14 protein-coding genes are annotated in these 15,048 nt (G+C 50.4%); 10 read left to right on the top strand and 4 right to left on the bottom strand.

The features are described from left to right. Nucleotides 1–97 precede the first annotated feature (97 nt). Nucleotides 98–742 carry an HD domain-containing protein gene (locus GS398_RS05265; RefSeq protein WP_160905654.1) on the top strand — a complete coding sequence of 215 codons (645 nt, stop codon included), beginning with the start codon at nucleotides 98–100 and terminating at the stop codon, nucleotides 740–742. Here the strand turns inward: GS398_RS05265 and GS398_RS05270 are convergent. Both GS398_RS05270 and GS398_RS05275 read right to left on the bottom strand, forming a co-directional pair. After that, entirely contained in the window at nucleotides 739–2,052 is a 1,314-nt protein-coding gene (locus GS398_RS05270) for a carboxypeptidase-like regulatory domain-containing protein (protein WP_160905655.1), read from the bottom strand. The two genes, GS398_RS05265 and GS398_RS05270, sit on opposite strands and share 4 nt — an antisense overlap. 58 nt (nucleotides 2,053–2,110) lie before the next feature. Next, nucleotides 2,111–2,689 carry an RNA polymerase sigma factor gene (locus GS398_RS05275; RefSeq protein WP_237488086.1) on the bottom strand — a complete coding sequence of 193 codons (579 nt, stop codon included), beginning with the start codon at nucleotides 2,687–2,689 and terminating at the stop codon, nucleotides 2,111–2,113. 97 nt (nucleotides 2,690–2,786) lie between these two features. On the opposite strand from GS398_RS05275, the gene GS398_RS05280 reads away from it, so the two are divergent. From GS398_RS05280 to GS398_RS05290, 3 genes are all read left to right on the top strand, one after another. Next, nucleotides 2,787–4,682, top strand: coding sequence for a vWA domain-containing protein (locus GS398_RS05280; RefSeq protein WP_160905656.1), 1,896 nt, complete (start codon nucleotides 2,787–2,789; stop codon nucleotides 4,680–4,682). Between the two features lie 216 nt (nucleotides 4,683–4,898). Beyond that, a complete protein-coding gene (locus GS398_RS05285; RefSeq protein WP_160905657.1) occupies nucleotides 4,899–5,651 on the top strand; it encodes a DUF4197 domain-containing protein in 753 nt (250 codons plus the stop codon). 115 nt (nucleotides 5,652–5,766) lie between these two features. Next, the gene (locus GS398_RS05290) at nucleotides 5,767–6,501 is read left to right on the top strand and encodes a DUF4197 domain-containing protein (RefSeq protein WP_160905658.1); all 735 of its coding nucleotides are present in this window, start codon (nucleotides 5,767–5,769) and stop codon (nucleotides 6,499–6,501) included. 6 nt (nucleotides 6,502–6,507) lie between these two features. On the opposite strand, the gene GS398_RS05295 is transcribed toward GS398_RS05290, so the two are convergent. Both GS398_RS05295 and ruvX read right to left on the bottom strand, forming a co-directional pair. After that, the gene (locus tag GS398_RS05295) at nucleotides 6,508–8,298 is read right to left on the bottom strand and encodes a DUF885 domain-containing protein (protein ID WP_160905659.1); all 1,791 of its coding nucleotides are present in this window, start codon (nucleotides 8,296–8,298) and stop codon (nucleotides 6,508–6,510) included. Between the two features lie 125 nt (nucleotides 8,299–8,423). Further along, a complete protein-coding gene (gene ruvX / locus GS398_RS05300; RefSeq protein WP_160905660.1) occupies nucleotides 8,424–8,840 on the bottom strand; it encodes a Holliday junction resolvase RuvX in 417 nt (138 codons plus the stop codon). 111 nt (nucleotides 8,841–8,951) lie between these two features. Here ruvX and GS398_RS05305 point away from each other — a divergent pair, with 111 nt between their 5' ends. From GS398_RS05305 to GS398_RS05330, 6 genes are all read left to right on the top strand, one after another. Further along, the gene (locus GS398_RS05305; protein ID WP_160905661.1) at nucleotides 8,952–10,094 is read left to right on the top strand and encodes a DNA polymerase III subunit; all 1,143 of its coding nucleotides are present in this window, start codon (nucleotides 8,952–8,954) and stop codon (nucleotides 10,092–10,094) included. Between the two features lie 3 nt (nucleotides 10,095–10,097). Further along, nucleotides 10,098–11,516, top strand: coding sequence for a PSP1 domain-containing protein (locus GS398_RS05310; RefSeq protein ID WP_160905662.1), 1,419 nt, complete (start codon nucleotides 10,098–10,100; stop codon nucleotides 11,514–11,516). Beyond that, nucleotides 11,516–11,992: a gliding motility lipoprotein GldH gene (locus tag GS398_RS05315; RefSeq protein WP_237488087.1), complete on the top strand. Its 477-nt coding sequence runs from the start codon at nucleotides 11,516–11,518 to the stop codon at nucleotides 11,990–11,992. The genes GS398_RS05310 and GS398_RS05315 overlap by 1 nt, the downstream gene beginning before the upstream one ends. A gap of 65 nt (nucleotides 11,993–12,057) precedes the next feature. Then, complete coding sequence (locus GS398_RS05320) at nucleotides 12,058–12,783, top strand: phosphoadenylyl-sulfate reductase (protein ID WP_160905663.1); 726 nt, start codon at nucleotides 12,058–12,060, stop codon at nucleotides 12,781–12,783. A gap of 27 nt (nucleotides 12,784–12,810) precedes the next feature. Continuing rightward, entirely contained in the window at nucleotides 12,811–13,704 is an 894-nt protein-coding gene (gene cysD / locus GS398_RS05325; RefSeq protein WP_439649212.1) for a sulfate adenylyltransferase subunit CysD, read from the top strand. Nucleotides 13,705–13,795: 91 nt separating this feature from the next. Next, entirely contained in the window at nucleotides 13,796–15,037 is a 1,242-nt protein-coding gene (locus GS398_RS05330; RefSeq protein WP_160905665.1) for a sulfate adenylyltransferase subunit 1, read from the top strand. The last annotated feature ends 11 nt before the right edge of the window (nucleotides 15,038–15,048 follow it).

The following is a 15,048-nucleotide window of genomic DNA, read 5'->3' on the forward strand; positions in this document are numbered from 1 at the left end:
CTGACCGGCTTTACCGCTACCCCTGGAGGCCGTAGTGCTCCCAACCATGTACTGCTTATATTACCAAAAACATCGGTTACCAATTGAGATAATACGCATGGACCTTATCTCACAGACTATTTCTTTCGTAAAAAGCAGCCTTAAAAACGCCGAATCCGGCCATGACTGGTGGCACATAGAACGTGTATGGAAAAACGCCAGGCTCATCGCGCAAAGCGAAAATGTAAACCTGGTAGTTGTTGAGCTTGCCGCTTTACTGCATGATATCGCCGACAGCAAATTCCACGACGGCGACGAGGAGATCGGCCCGGAAACCGCGGGGAAGTTTCTCCGCTCTATCGGCGTCGAAGCCGAAACGATTACGCATGTGCAGCAGATCATCCGCCACATGTCGTTCAAAGCAAGTTTCGGCGAACGCCTCTTTAGTTCTAAAGAGATGGAGGTAGTACAGGACGCTGACCGTTTAGATGCCATCGGCGCCATCGGAATTGCCCGTGCCTTTACGTATGGCGGCTATAAAAACCGGGAGCTCTACGATCCCGGGATGCCCCCCAACCTGGATATGACCAGGGAGCAATACAAGCACAACGCCGCTCCTACCATCAATCATTTTTATGAGAAGCTCCTGTTGCTGAAAGACAAAATGAATACACCGGCCGGCCGCAAAATTGCAGCGTCCCGGCATCAATTTATGTTAACGTACCTGGAACAGTTTTACGCAGAGTGGAACGGTGAGGTTTAAAACTTAACGGTAACCGTTACGGTTTCGGGCTTGCCAGACCCTGCGGGGTTCCAGCGCGGACCTTCTTTGATAAGCCGGATGGCTTCGGCATTGCAGGCGTCCGTTAACCCGCGAATGATCTTGAAGCCGCTTAAGTCGCCATTGTTTCCTACCAGGAATTCCACACGTACGTTTCCGGTAACCCGATCCTGCCCGGCGGGTTTACGGAGGTTCTCGCGGAGGTATTTTTCGTAGGACGCCCCGCCAGGCGCCGGTGCAGCAGGCCCGGAGATCCCGGATATGCTGCCTGTCATTTCCTGCTTTTTCTGTGTTCCGAATCCCACAGCTACCTCCGAAAGCGATCTGGGATCCGCCTTTAATTTCACATCCACCGGTTTGCCCGGTTCGGCGTTCACCTCGTCACTTTCATAACCTATATACGAAATCCGGAGCTTCGCTTTAGTGACGCCATTGATGGAGAATTCGCCCGAAGAATTGGTGGTTACTCCCCGGTTGGTCCCTTGCACCCGTACAGAAACACCGGGAAGCGGTAAGCCGTCGCCGGCGTCTACTATCCGGCCAAAAATCCCGCCACCGTCTATCATCACGCCTGCAACCCTGCCCTTAAGCGCCTGGTTTAGCACCGGCTCCTGTTTTTTGGCGAGCAGGGATTCGGCCAATGCCAGCCTATCGGCTTCTGTGGTATCTTTTTTTAAGGGAGGAGCCATCGCCGGCGATTGCGTGATGGCAAAATCGGCCATACCTTCCGGGGATTTCGTTTCAGCTTTCTTTTCTGCGAGCTTATTGACGCTTTCTGGTGAGCTTGTCCCGAACGCCACTACCGCATTTTCGGTCTCCGTGCTTGCCGCAATTACCGGTTGTGGCTTTGGCGCGCGTGCTTTTAGCCTGGCAAACGCCGCCTTTCTTCCAGGCGCCGCATTGCCGTTAACCGTACCGGCAGCAGTAACCGGCTCTGTTACCGAAACATGGTCGGGCGCTGCCGGAAGTGGCGTTATTACCGCTGCCGGCGCTTTAGCCATCCCGCTGCCCGTCTTTTGGGTTGCCGCCATATTATTTGCCGGCGGTTGAGACCGCATCCAGAAAAGAATACCTACCGTGATAAACATCAGGCCCGCGGCGGCGGCGATGCTCAGGCGCTGCCAGCTAAAGAAAAATACGTTCTTCTCTTCCTGCTGCGCAGCGATCCTTTCTTCCAACTGTCGCTGAAGGATGCTTAGCTGGTGGTCTATCTTTTTGTTCGCGAAGCTATAGCCCTCTATGGCATCGGCCAGGAACGGATCGTCCAGCGCCTCCCGCTCAAGCGCATGCATTTGCTTCGCATCGAGTTTGCCCTCAAGATACTGCTGAATTAAAATTGTATTTATCCCTTTATTCTCCACTGTTCTTCTCCATACAAATTTTAAGGTTCCGTTTACCGTTTTGAATATAGCTCTTCACCTTGTTCATATCAAAACCGGTTATTCCGGCCACTTCTTTATAACATTTCTGCTCCAGGTAAAACAACCTGATGGTGAGCTTCTGTTCCTGGGGCAGCGTTTCTATACACTTTTCCATCTGCGATAACTGCTGCTCGCGCCCCGGATCTATATCATGATGCAAAAATGCATCATTTTCCATAGAATGTTCGTCTAATGAGGAAGTTGGATGCTTTTCCGACTGCCGGAGCGCCATCAAACAATGATTACGGGCCAGTGTATACAGCCAGCTTTTAAAATTGGATACTTCATGTACGCGCAGTTTGTTTACCAACTGTTCGAAAATCTGCATCACTGCATCCTTACTTTCCTCTTCGTCTTTAAAATATTTGAGGCACAGGCCATATACCAGCGGCATATACTTCTCATACAGCGCACCCAGTAACTTCAGGTCGCCGGTACGACGGTACTCTGCCAGCATCCATGGCTCGTCTCTTTGCTGTTTATCGGGCGTATTCTTAATAAATTTCAATGCGGCGGCTGTCCAGTAATCACAAATCAAGTATAAATAATTTATCCGGATTTATGGAAATCACAGAACAGCCACATCCGATAAGAAACGAAGAACTATGAAAAAGCTTATCTTACTGCCTCTTTTACTGATTCTTACCGTCGTGGGTTTCGGACAGGGGCAAACCCGTACTGTTTACGGAACCGTTACCGATGCTAAGGATGGATTGCCGCTGCCGGGCGTTTCCATATTAATTAAAGGGACCAGGACCGGGGTTAGCAGCGGTGCCGACGGAAAGTATACCCTTACCGTGCCGCAGAAAGGAGCTAAACTGGTGTTCGCGTTTGTGGGTTACATTACGCAGGAGGTTGCCGTTTCGAAAAGCGACAGCATTCATGTCTCGATGAAAGCAAGTGACGTCTCCCTCAGCGAAGTGATCGTGGTGGGATGTTGCACACAGCAGAAGCAGGCCGTGGTTGGAGCTGTAAGCAATATTCAGATCCGCGGATTTTCGGTGATGCCCATTTCCGGTGATGTGAGGGCCTACGACCTCGTACAAAATAACGAATCATACGGAAGCACCGGGGAGAATCGCTTCCGCGATGCGAAAAAACAACCGCTTTCTACCTTCGGGATCGATGTAGATGCAGCCTCCTACAGCAATATCCGCCGTTTTGTAAATAGCGGGCAGCTTCCGCCGGCCGATGCCGTGCGTGTAGAGGAAATGATCAATTACTTTAACTACGATTACCCGCAGCCGGAGAATAGCGAACCGTTTTCGGTAAATACCGAGATTTCCACCGCACCATGGAATACCAAACACAAATTGGTAAAGATCGGCCTGCAAGGCAAAAAAATAGATGAAAGCAAGCTTCCTGAATCGAACCTGGTGTTCCTGGTAGATGTTTCGGGCTCGATGAGCGCGCCGAACAAGCTGCCGCTGGTGCAATCGTCGCTGCGGATGTTGACGGACAAACTGCGTCCCAACGATAAAGTGGCGATCGTAGTGTATGCGGGTGCAGCGGGTATCGTGCTCCCTTCTACCAAAGGTGATGAGAAACAAAAAATTAAAGATGCACTGAACCGGTTAAGCGCGGGCGGATCCACAGCCGGCGGCCAGGGTATTGCGCTGGCCTACCGCACCGCGCAGGAAAACTTCATAAAGGGCGGCAACAACCGGGTGATCCTGGCTACCGACGGCGATTTTAATGTGGGCGCTTCCAGTGATAACGACATGCAGAAGCTGATTGAGGAAAAGAAAGAAAGCGGCATTTTCCTTACCGTTCTTGGCTACGGGATGGGCAACTACAAAGACAGCAAGATGGAGATCCTGGCAGATAAAGGAAACGGCAATTATGCATACATCGATAATATCAGCGAAGCGAACAAGGTGCTGGTGAACGAGTTTGGCGGCACTCTTTTTACCATTGCAAAAGATGTAAAGCTGCAGCTCGAGTTTAACCCCGCCAAAGTAAAAGCGTACCGGCTCATCGGCTATGAGAACCGCCTCCTGCGCAAGGAGGACTTTAACAACGATAAAAAGGATGCCGGCGATATGGGGTCGGGCCATACGGTAACTGCTTTATACGAAGTGATCCCTGTGGGCGTAAAAAGCGAGTTCGCAACGGAAGCAGACGACCTGAAATACCAGGAGGAGCAACCCGTAAAGCTAACCAACAAAGCAGCCGCCAACAGTAACGAGCTTTTTACCGTAAAGCTTCGCTACAAGAAACCTGATGAGGCCGGAAGCAGGCTGATAGTAAAAGCGGTGATCGATCAAAATATTTCGTGGAACAAAACATCAGATGATTTCCGGTTTTCGGCCGCAGTTGCTGGTTATGGCATGTTGCTTAAGAAATCTGACTTTAAACAGGAGGCTACGTTCGACAAAGTGATCGAATGGGCACAAGCCGCAAAAGGCGCCGATACGGAAGGCTACCGGGCCGAGTTCCTTAAAATGGTGAAATCGTCGTCGCTGATGGCTAAAGACCAGCTCGCTGCGTCGAAAGAATAATCGTATGACTAGGCGCGGCAGCCACCGTTTTTTGTGACGCGGAGGACGCAAAGTTTCGCGGTCTTTCTTTGTTTGCTTTCAATGAAAGTGACGTTTGGCCCGTTTTCCTTTTTTAATTGTGGGCTTTTTATTAAAAATTTGAACCGGAGATATACGGGTACGGGCAATAATTTGCCGAAAGATATGTTATCTTCATCTGGTACTAAATCTAATTCGATGAAACTTTTCAAATTACTATTAATAGCCGCCGCCTTATCATCTTCGTTCACGTCGAGTGCACAGTTTAAGCTCGGTGATGCTTTAAAAAAGGCCGCATCCTCGGTAAGCAGCCCATCGGCTACGGAGATCGGCGCCGGGTTAAAAGAAGCCCTGGAAGCGGGCGTTTCGGCAGGCGCCGACCGTTTGTCGGCAAAAGATGGCTTTCTTGGCAACGCCGCGGTAAAACTTCTTTTTCCGCCCGAAGCACAAAAGATCGAAAAGACTTTGCGCGGACTTGGAATGAACAAGCTTTGCGACGATTTTGTAACGAGCATGAACCGTGCCGCCGAAGAAGCGGCCAGGGAGGCAAAGCCGATCTTTATTTCCGCTATTAAACAGATGAGCATTAAGGATGCATCGAACATCCTGCTGGGGGGACAAAAAGATGCCGCAACCCAGTACTTCAAAAACGTAACCACCAGCCAGCTTAAGGCGGCATTTACGCCCGTGATACAGAGCAACCTCGAAAAAACCGGCGCAACCAGGTATTGGGCTGATGTAACTGCGGCCTATAATAAAGTGCCGTTGGTTAAAAAAATAAATACCGATCTTACCGACTACGCCACTCAAAAATCGGTAGACGGATTGTTCCACGAAGTAGCCGAAGAAGAGCTGAAGATCAGGACCAGCAGCGGCGCCCGCACTTCGCCACTGCTGCAAAAGGTGTTCGGCTATGCCGATAAAAGCAGTAACGGCGTAACGATCAATTAGTACGGATTCGTGGATAAAATAAAAAGGCTGTCACCAAAAAGGCAGCCTTTTTTATTGACGGCAATTTGCTCTTAAACCTTTATCATCCATTGGTGTTCAACAAAAAAAGAGTCTCATGAAAATCATCATCCGTACCACCTCGCTGGTTTGCATTCTACTGTTCGCCAGTTGCGAAACACTTAACCAGGCCGCCGGCGTGCTTTCACAGGCAGGCATCAATCCAAGTGCCACCGAGATCGCGCTGGGTTTAAAACAGGCCCTGGAAGTAGGTACCGGCAACGGCTCCGACCGGTTATCCGCCAAAGACGGGTTTCTTGGTAACCTGGCCGTAAAGATTCTTTTCCCGCCGGAAGCACAGAAAGTAGAAAAAACTTTACGGAGCGTAGGACTTGGAAGCCTCGCCGATAACGTGATCACCAGCCTTAACCGCGCAGCCGAAGATGCGGCCACCGAAGCCAAACCGATCTTCGTTTCGGCCATTAAGCAAATGACCATAAACGATGCGGTAAATATCCTCCTGGGGAACCAGAACGATGCCGCCACTCAATATTTTAAACGCGTAACCAGTGCGCAGCTAGCCGCTAAATTTAATCCGATAATTACCAATAGTCTCGGCAAAGTGGGCGCCACTAAGTATTGGAGCACCGCTATGACGAGTTACAACAAGATCCCGCTGGTTACCAAAATAAACCCCGACCTTGACGATTACGTTACCCAAAAAGCGATCGATGGGTTGTTTTACGAAATAGCAGGGGAGGAATTAAAGATCCGGACCAATATTTCGGCGAGGAGCACCACGCTGCTGCAGCGGGTATTTGGGTATGCCGACCAGAATAAAGCGAAGCAATAGTTTCGGCTACTGTTTCTTTGCCCAATCATCCATTTTCCTTTCAACGATGGCGAGCGGCATGCAGCCGTCTTTCAACAGCTCGTCGTGGAAAGCGGCGATCTTAAATTTCGGCCCCAGCTCCTTTTCATATTTTGCGCGCAGTTCGCGGATCTTTAATGCGCCGATCTTATAGGAAAGCGCCTGTCCAGGGATGGCCATGTAGCGCTCGATCTCGGCGGTGGCGCCGGCTTCGTCGATCGCTTCATTATCGGTCATGTATTTTATAGCTTCTTCGCGCGTCATGTTTTTTGTATGCATACCTACGTCGACCACCAGGCGGATGGCCCGGTGCATCTCGTCGCCCAACGCACCCAGGTATTGGTACGGGTTGGTGTACAAGCCCAGTTCCCTGCCTAGTGACTCGCAATACAGTGCATAACCCTCGCCATAGGCGCCATACCAGCTAAACCGGCGAAACCTGGGAAGCCCGGTATTTTCCTGCTGAAGCGAAATCTGGTAATGATGACCCGGGATCGCCTCGTGCAGGAACAGTGATTCCATGCCCGAGGTGATGTTAAATTTGGCAGCATCCAGGATCGGCACGTAAAAAATGCCCGGTCTCGAACCGTCGGGTGCGCCGGGCATGTACTCTGCGCTGGCGGATGCCGCGCGGAACGCCTCGGTTTGCCGGATCTCGAAGGGTGATTTAGGTACGCGGCTATACATTTTCTTCAAACTTGGCTCCATGGTTTTATGGATGGCACGAAAAGCATCGAGCACTTCTTCCGGTGTTTTGTATGGCATCAGTTTCCGGTCGTTCCTGATAGACGCAAAAAACGACTGCAGGTCGCCCTGGTAGCCCACGGTCGTTTTCACCTTTTCCATTTCCCGGCGGATCCGCTTTACCTCGGCCAGGCCGGTCTGGTAAATCGTTTCCGGGGTTTTATCGGTAGTGGTCCAGTATTTAACCAGGTAAGCATAGATCTCCGCGCCGTTGGGTTGGGCCGATTGACCGGTAGTTGGACGGGATTTTACCAGGTATTCAGTTTTCAGGAAATCCGCAAGCTGCTTGTAGGAAGGCACTAACTCGGTGAGGATCGATTGCCTGTAAGCTTCCGTAAGCCTTGCTTTGTCGGCGGCGCTGATTTCTTTCGGAAGCTTATTAATAGGTCCGTAAAAAAGGCTTTTCGCCGGATCGGTAACCACCATCGCTTCCATTTGCGGGATCATTTTTTCCACCAGCGCCCTTGGCAGTACCACGCCCCCCGCCATCCCTTTGCGAAAATTAACGATCGCCGAGTCCGTCCACAACGAAAAGGCTTTTACTCTTTCCAACCAGTTTTCGTAATCCTTTACTGTTTTAAAGGGCTGCGAGCCCTCGCCCGAGCCCAGTTGCCCCATGGTGAGGGGCAGTCCCCAGAATTGCTGGAACGGGATCATGTACGAAGTTTGCGGCCCGTCGCCCTGGTCTGTAAGGCCTAGCGATAGTCCTTTCAGCTTCATTTCCATCGTGTATTTAAAAATGTCGAAGCTGATCCGGTCGTTTTCATTAAGCTCTTCGCGGTTATATTCATTTACCTTGTCGAGGGATTCCTGGTAAAAGCTTTTCAGCGAATCGCGGAAAACCGCGGTCTGGTCGTTGGGCAAAAGGTTGTTGTACCGGTTATCGCCCTGTGCGGTGGCGTCAAGCGGGTACAGGCGCGAACGGGTTTCCCAATACTTGTCGAACAAGTCATTTAGTTGTTTATCAGGCATGGCAGGTTTTTGTTTGCAGGCGGCCAGCGCGAAGAGCGCCCAGGCAAGGTGCTTCAGTTTCATTGCAAGATCGGTTAGGCGGCTAAACTAGGTAAAATCTATTTATCAAGGTGTAATAATGGGGTAATACATGTCCTCCATTCAGTCAGCAAAATATTGCAAAAACGCCTTTTTTATCCAGCAAAAATTTAAAATTTTCTTGTTTCCATATAGGTTTGCAGGATAATTACAGCCGAAACGGTGTCAACCAGCGCCTTATTCTTCCGGTCGGATTTTTTAAGGCCGCCTGCCAGCATGGCTGCGGAAGCCATTTTCGAGGTAAACCGCTCGTCGGCCATATCGACCGGGATGGCCGGGAAGTTCTTTTTAAGTAACGTCACAAATCCGCGTACATGCTGTGCCGATTGCGATTCCGTACCGTCCATCTGCTTTGGTTCGCCCACTACAAACCGTTCTACCGGCTCGGCAAGCAGGTACTTTTTCACGTAGTCGATCACATCTTTGGGATGCACCGTTTCCAGCCCGGTAGCGATGATCTGCAGGGGATCGGTTACGGCGATGCCGATGCGTTTGGTGCCGTAATCGAAGGCCATGAGTCGGGGCATAATTTTTTGGTTAGGAGGTCAGTATTCGGTGATCGGTCTTTTTACGGCGCCATAAAGGTACTGATAACTGTTCACTGGCCACTGATAACTTTTTTTCCCTATTTTGCGGCTATGCAGTTTCGTGAGATCATTGGACAGGAGGAAACTAAGAAACACCTTATCCAAACGGTGAAGGAGAACCGGGTAAGTCATGCCCAGTTGTTCCTTGGTCCGGAGGGAAGCGGTAGTTTGCCGCTCGCGGTAGCGTATGCGCAATATATTTGCTGTGAGAGCAAAGGGGAGAACGATAGCTGCGGCGAATGCGGCTCATGCCGGAAATACCTGAAGCTGATCCACCCGGACCTTCATTTTTCGTATCCTTTTTTTGCGAGGCACAAAGATGATACCGCCATTACTTTTCTCGCCGAATGGCGAAACGTTTTTTTGGAGAACCCTTACCTGGGCATTGATGACTGGCGCAACCAGTTCGACGCCGAAAATAAGCAGGCGAACATCAATATCGCAGAATGTCACCAGATCATTCATAAACTGAGCCTCAAGCCCTTCGAGTCGGAATATAAGGTGCTGATCATGTGGTTGCCGGAATACCTCGATAAAGAAGGCAATACGCTGCTGAAGGTAATTGAAGAGCCGGCACAAAAAACGTTGTTCCTGCTGGTGGCGCAAAACAGCGACCAGATATTGAATACCATCCTGTCGCGCACGCAGCTGGTGAAGATTAACCGGCTGGAAGACCGTGTGATCCGCGAGACGCTGGTGAACCGGCACCACGCAGACGAAAACCGTGCCGCGCGGATCGCCTACCTGAGCGAGGGAAACTACCAGGCGGCTTTGCGGCAGCTGAACGAAGAGGTGAACAATAACTTCGATCTTTTTATAAAGTGGCTGCGCTTATGCGTGTCGAACCAGGTTGCGCAGGTAATAGACCACGTAGATGTGATCGCTAAGCTTGGCCGCGAAAACCAGAAAGGCCTGCTGCGGTATGGCATCAAGCTGATCCGCGAAAGCATCATGATCCTCTCTGGAGCAAACAGCCTTGTGCACCTTACTTCAGAAGAGCTGGAGTTTGTTACCAGGCTGAGTAATGCCATTAACCTCGCCAAGGCCGAGGCGCTGATCGTTGAAATGGAACGGTCGCATTATCACGTTGAGCGAAATGCGAACCCGAAAATTCTGTTTTTAGATGTATCTTTACTTTTTGTTAAAATTTTAAAGTTTAACACGCTCCCGAAAGGGACTCAATATATAACCTGAATTATGGGATGCGGAAGTTGTTCAACAGGCGGATGTACGCCTGCAGGCTGCAAAAGTAACGGCTCGTGCCTTACTAATGGCTGCAGTAAACTCGATGTATATGATTGGCTGTCGGATATGGACATGCCATCCAATTATAAAGCTTTTAACGTCGTTGAAGTTAAATTTAAGGGCTCGCGCAAGGATTTTTACATCAACCACGAACATATTTACCTGGAACAGGGTGAGTTGGTGGTAGTAGAAACCACTACGGGCGGCTATGATATCGGCCATATTTCCCTTACGGGCGAACTGGTACGCATGCAGATCCGCAAAAAGCACCTGAAACTGGAGGATGTTACCAAAAAGATCTATCGCCGTGCCAGCCCGGCCGACGTAGATAAATGGAAAGCCGCAAAAGATGCTGAATGGGAAACCATGCACCGTGCCCGCAAACTGGCGCTTGAGCTGGGTCTTTCGATGAAGTTAAGCGATGTGGATTACCAGGGCGACAAAACGAAAGCTACTTTCTACTATACGGCAGAAGGACGGGTCGACTTTCGTGAGCTGATCAAAAAAATGGCAGAAAACTTCCGTATCCGGATAGAAATGCGGCAGATCGGCATGCGGCAGGAAGCAAGCCGCCTCGGCGGGATCGGCTCCTGCGGGCGTGAGCTTTGCTGCTCCACATGGCTCACCGATTTTAAAACGGTATCTACTTCTGCCGCGCGCTATCAGAACCTGTCGCTGAATACGCTTAAGCTCGCCGGCCAGTGCGGGAAACTGAAGTGCTGCCTGAACTACGAGCTGGATACCTATATGGATGCCCTCAAAGACATTCCCGATAATGTAGACCGGCTGGAAACAAACATCGGGACCGCCAGGCTGCAGAAAACCGACATCTTTAAAAAACTGATGTGGTTTAGCTACCCGAACGACGAAAACTGGATCCCGCTGAAGATAAAACGTGTAAAAGAGATCCAGCAAATGAACAAGGAAGGCGTAAAACCCGACGACCTGAAGGAAGAAGCGGCCGAAATAAATACACCTGTTGTTGCCAAAGTACTGGACTACGAAAACGTGGTTGGGCAGGACAGCCTTACCCGACTCGACGAGAAAAACCGCAACAAGAACAGGAATAAGAGCCGCAATAAAAATAAGGCCGGGCAAGGTAATAACCGTCCCGGCGGGCAGCCTGAAAAGCAACCGGGAGCCGGTGTGTCTGAAATGCCGCCGCGCCAGCAGCAACAGAATAAGCCACCGCAACAAAACAGGCCGCAGCAGCAGCGCCAGCAACAACAACCGCGGCCACCAGAACAACAACCGGGAGCACAGGCACCCCGCGATCCGAACGGCCCTGAACGGCAAGGCGGAAGTAACAATCGCAACCGCAATAACCGCAGAAATAAAAATAATAACCGACAGAAACCACCAACCGAGTAATGCGTAACCGGCGAATGCTGCACCTGGCCGGCCTGCTGGCTTTTTTGCTACAGGCCGCTTCTTGTACCGATAGTGCACTGGTCGACACCAACAAACCGATCAGCAACCGTAATTGGAGCTATATTAATAAGATAACGGTACCGGTGACCATCACAGATGCGTCAAAAAATTACCAGGTTTCGTTTAATCTCAGGCATACCTCCGACTATAAATACTCGAACATTTTTATCGTGTTAAGCCTTACCGGGCCGGGCTTGACTCCCTATAAACAACGAAAGGAATTTCAGCTCGCCTGGCCCGACGGCGAATGGCTTGGAAGCGGATCCGGCAACCTGTATAGCTACCAGATGCCGTTAACTGAAACGTTCCGCTTCCCCGCAAAGGGCACTTATACCTTTGTGATCGAACAAAATATGCGGGATAACCCGTTGCGGGAGATCAGCGACGTGGGCCTGCGTGTAGCGCCAATTGAATAGTAAATAATTTTCAACATCTCAACATTTTCCCTACTTTTACCCTATCTTTTCTATAGACTAAAAGAATGGTGGATAACGGACCCGGTCAATTACATGCAAAGCTCGACTCGCTGCACTCCTTGGCGGTATTACCCCCGCATGAATGCCTCGCCGTGCTGGCGCATGAGTTTTCGGGGAAGATCGTATTCTCCACCAGTTTTAGCTGGGAAGACCAGGTGATTGCACATATGATCCTTGCAGCGAAGTTACCCGTGAAAATCTTTACGCTGGATACGGGTCGCCTGTTCGAAGAAACCAACTACGTATGGAGCCGCACCAACGAGCAATACCAGACACGCATCGAAGCTTATTACCCCGATGGAAAATCTGCCGAAAGCTTTGTAAGCGCTCACGGTCCTAATTCTTTTTACGAAAGCCTCGAAAACCGGAAAGCGTGCTGCTATATTCGCAAGGTAGAACCGTTACGCCGCGCACTGGCTGGAAATGAGCTCTGGATCACCGGTTTGCGTGCCGAACATTCTCCCGAAAGGGAAAACCTGCCCCAGATTGAATGGGATGAGGGAAACAACATTATTAAGTATCATCCCATCCTCCACTGGAGCACAGAAGAAGTTAAAAGTTTTATTTACGAACACGGCATCCCATACAATACCCTGCATGACAAGGGCTTTGTAAGCATCGGCTGCGCACCCTGCACACGTGCGGTAAGACCGGGTGAGGATTTCAGGGCCGGCCGCTGGTGGTGGGAAAATAAAGAAACAAAAGAGTGCGGTTTACACGCACATTCATGATCGTTAAAATACATGGTTCCTTTTAAATTGGATTACTTAGATCTGCTCGAATCAGAATCTATACATATTATGCGGGAAGTAGCGGGTCAGTTTGAACGGCCGGCCTTGCTGTTCTCCGGCGGTAAAGACTCCATTACCCTGGTACAACTTGCGCTTAAAGCCTTCAAACCCGGGAAGATCCCTTTCCCGCTGGTGCACATCGACACGGGGCATAACTTTCCCGAAGCACTTGCATACCGTGACAGGCTGGTGGCCGAAACCGGTGCGAAATTGATCGTTCGCTACGTGGAAGATACCATTAAAGCACGCGGCCTGAAAGAGCCTGTGGGCAAGTTTGCTTCACGGAATGCGCTGCAGGCTTATACATTGCTCGACACCATCGAGGAATTCGGCTTCGACGCCTGTATCGGCGGCGCCCGGCGCGATGAAGAAAAAGCCCGCGCCAAAGAACGGATATTTTCTGTGAGAGATGAGTTTGGGCAATGGGACCCGAAAAAACAACGCCCCGAACTCTGGAACCTGTACAACGGTAAGATCCACAAAGGAGAAAACGTACGCGTATTCCCTATAAGTAACTGGGTGGAAATCGACGTATGGAATTATATAAAACGGGAAGGCATCGACCTTCCTGAAATTTACTTCTCCCACGACCGCGAAGTACTGGTGCATAACGAACACCTGGTAGCGGTTTCGCCGTTCATCCGGATAGATGACGGAGACGTGATCGTTACCAAACGCGTGCGCTATCGTACCGTGGGCGACATGACCTGCACCGCGGCGGTGGAGTCGACCGCAACCACCATCGACGATATTGTGGCGGAAATTAACCTCACCAGCATCAGCGAACGCGGCGAAACCCGTATAGACGACCAGGTTTCGGAAGCGGCAATGGAGGATAGGAAAAAGAATGGATATTTTTGAGAGTAATCAGCTATCAGCCGCCAGCTATCAGCTCCTTTATGGTGCTAACAAGAGCTGACGGCTGATAGCTGATAGCTGATAACTTAAAAAAATGGATTTACTCAGATTTATAACCGCAGGCAGTGTTGATGACGGCAAAAGTACCCTCATCGGTCGCCTGTTATACGATACCGGCTCGATTAAGGTCGACCAATTGCAGGCGATTAAAAAACAAAGCAAAAACAAGGGCGAAGGCGAAATCGATCTCGCATTGTTTACCGACGGGCTGAGGGCGGAGCGCGAACAGGGAATTACCATCGATGTGGCTTACAAGTATTTCTCTACCGGGAAAAGAAAGTTCATTATTGCAGACGCACCGGGACATATACAGTATACCCGGAACATGGTTACGGGCGCGTCCAATTCCGAACTGATCATTATCCTGGTAGATGCCCGCAACGGCGTGGCTGAACAAACCCGCCGGCATACCATTATCGCTTCACTGCTTAAAATCCCGCATGTGGTGGTGGCGGTGAACAAGATGGACATGGTGAATTATTCGGAAACGGTATTTACCGGTATCGTGGCCGACTATAGCCTGATGGCCCGGCAGCTCGGGCTGGGCGAGGTAACTTTCATCCCGCTCAATTCATTGGACGGCGATAATATCGTAACCGCATCTGCTAAAATGCCGTGGTATACCGGGGTTACGCTGCTCGATTTCCTGGAAAATGTAAACGTGGTAGAAGATATCAATTTTACCGAACCGCGTTTCCCGGTACAGTATGTGATCCGGCCGCAATCAGAAGACCTGCATGACTATCGGGGCTATGCGGGTAAGATCATCAGTGGGACCTATAAAAAAGGCGACCGGGTAGTGGTACTGCCGGATGAGCTTTATTCGGAGATCGACGTGATCGAGATCAACGGTGAGGAAGTGGCCGAAGCTTTCGCACCGCAAAGTGCCGTACTGCGCTTAAAGGACGATATCGACATCGCCCGGGGCGATGTGATCGTAACGCATGATAAACAACCGGTAACCACCCGCGAATTTGAGACCACGCTCTGCTGGATGGGCAGCAAACCCCTCGCCGAAGGCAATAAATACCTGCTGCAGCTCCATAGCCGTGTGGTGCGCTGCGTAATAAAGGAAATCCTCTATAAACTGGATGTAAATACGCTCGAAAAACAAACCAACATATCGTCTATCGGGTTAAATGATATTGCCCGCGTATTGGTTAAAACCGCCGATCCGGTTGTTTTCGACAATTACAGCGAACTGCGTGTAAATGGAGGAGCTATCCTGATCGATGAAACAGCCTATACCACGGTAGCCGGTTGTATGCTGGGCTAACTCACTGGGAT

Origin of the sequence: Hufsiella ginkgonis (assembly GCF_009834915.1) — a bacterium.
Classification (GTDB): domain Bacteria; phylum Bacteroidota; class Bacteroidia; order Sphingobacteriales; family Sphingobacteriaceae; genus Hufsiella; species Hufsiella ginkgonis.

What these genes read in the sequence shown, in the direction of transcription:
- GS398_RS05310 (WP_160905662.1), top strand. Translation starts at nt 10,098, where the DNA reads ATGGGATGCGGAAGTTGTTCAACAGGCGGATGTACGCCTGCAGGCTGC.
- GS398_RS05330 (WP_160905665.1), top strand. Translation starts at nt 13,796, where the DNA reads ATGGATTTACTCAGATTTATAACCGCAGGCAGTGTTGATGACGGCAAA.
- GS398_RS05320 (WP_160905663.1), top strand. Translation starts at nt 12,058, where the DNA reads ATGGTGGATAACGGACCCGGTCAATTACATGCAAAGCTCGACTCGCTG.
- GS398_RS05305 (WP_160905661.1), top strand. Translation starts at nt 8,952, where the DNA reads ATGCAGTTTCGTGAGATCATTGGACAGGAGGAAACTAAGAAACACCTT.
- GS398_RS05285 (WP_160905657.1), top strand. Translation starts at nt 4,899, where the DNA reads ATGAAACTTTTCAAATTACTATTAATAGCCGCCGCCTTATCATCTTCG.
- GS398_RS05315 (WP_237488087.1), top strand. Translation starts at nt 11,516, where the DNA reads ATGCGTAACCGGCGAATGCTGCACCTGGCCGGCCTGCTGGCTTTTTTG.
- GS398_RS05265 (WP_160905654.1), top strand. Translation starts at nt 98, where the DNA reads ATGGACCTTATCTCACAGACTATTTCTTTCGTAAAAAGCAGCCTTAAA.
- GS398_RS05295 (WP_160905659.1), bottom strand. Translation starts at nt 8,298, where the DNA reads ATGAAACTGAAGCACCTTGCCTGGGCGCTCTTCGCGCTGGCCGCCTGC.
- GS398_RS05280 (WP_160905656.1), top strand. Translation starts at nt 2,787, where the DNA reads ATGAAAAAGCTTATCTTACTGCCTCTTTTACTGATTCTTACCGTCGTG.
- GS398_RS05290 (WP_160905658.1), top strand. Translation starts at nt 5,767, where the DNA reads ATGAAAATCATCATCCGTACCACCTCGCTGGTTTGCATTCTACTGTTC.
- GS398_RS05270 (WP_160905655.1), bottom strand. Translation starts at nt 2,052, where the DNA reads ATGCATGCGCTTGAGCGGGAGGCGCTGGACGATCCGTTCCTGGCCGAT.
- ruvX (WP_160905660.1), bottom strand. Translation starts at nt 8,840, where the DNA reads ATGCCCCGACTCATGGCCTTCGATTACGGCACCAAACGCATCGGCATC.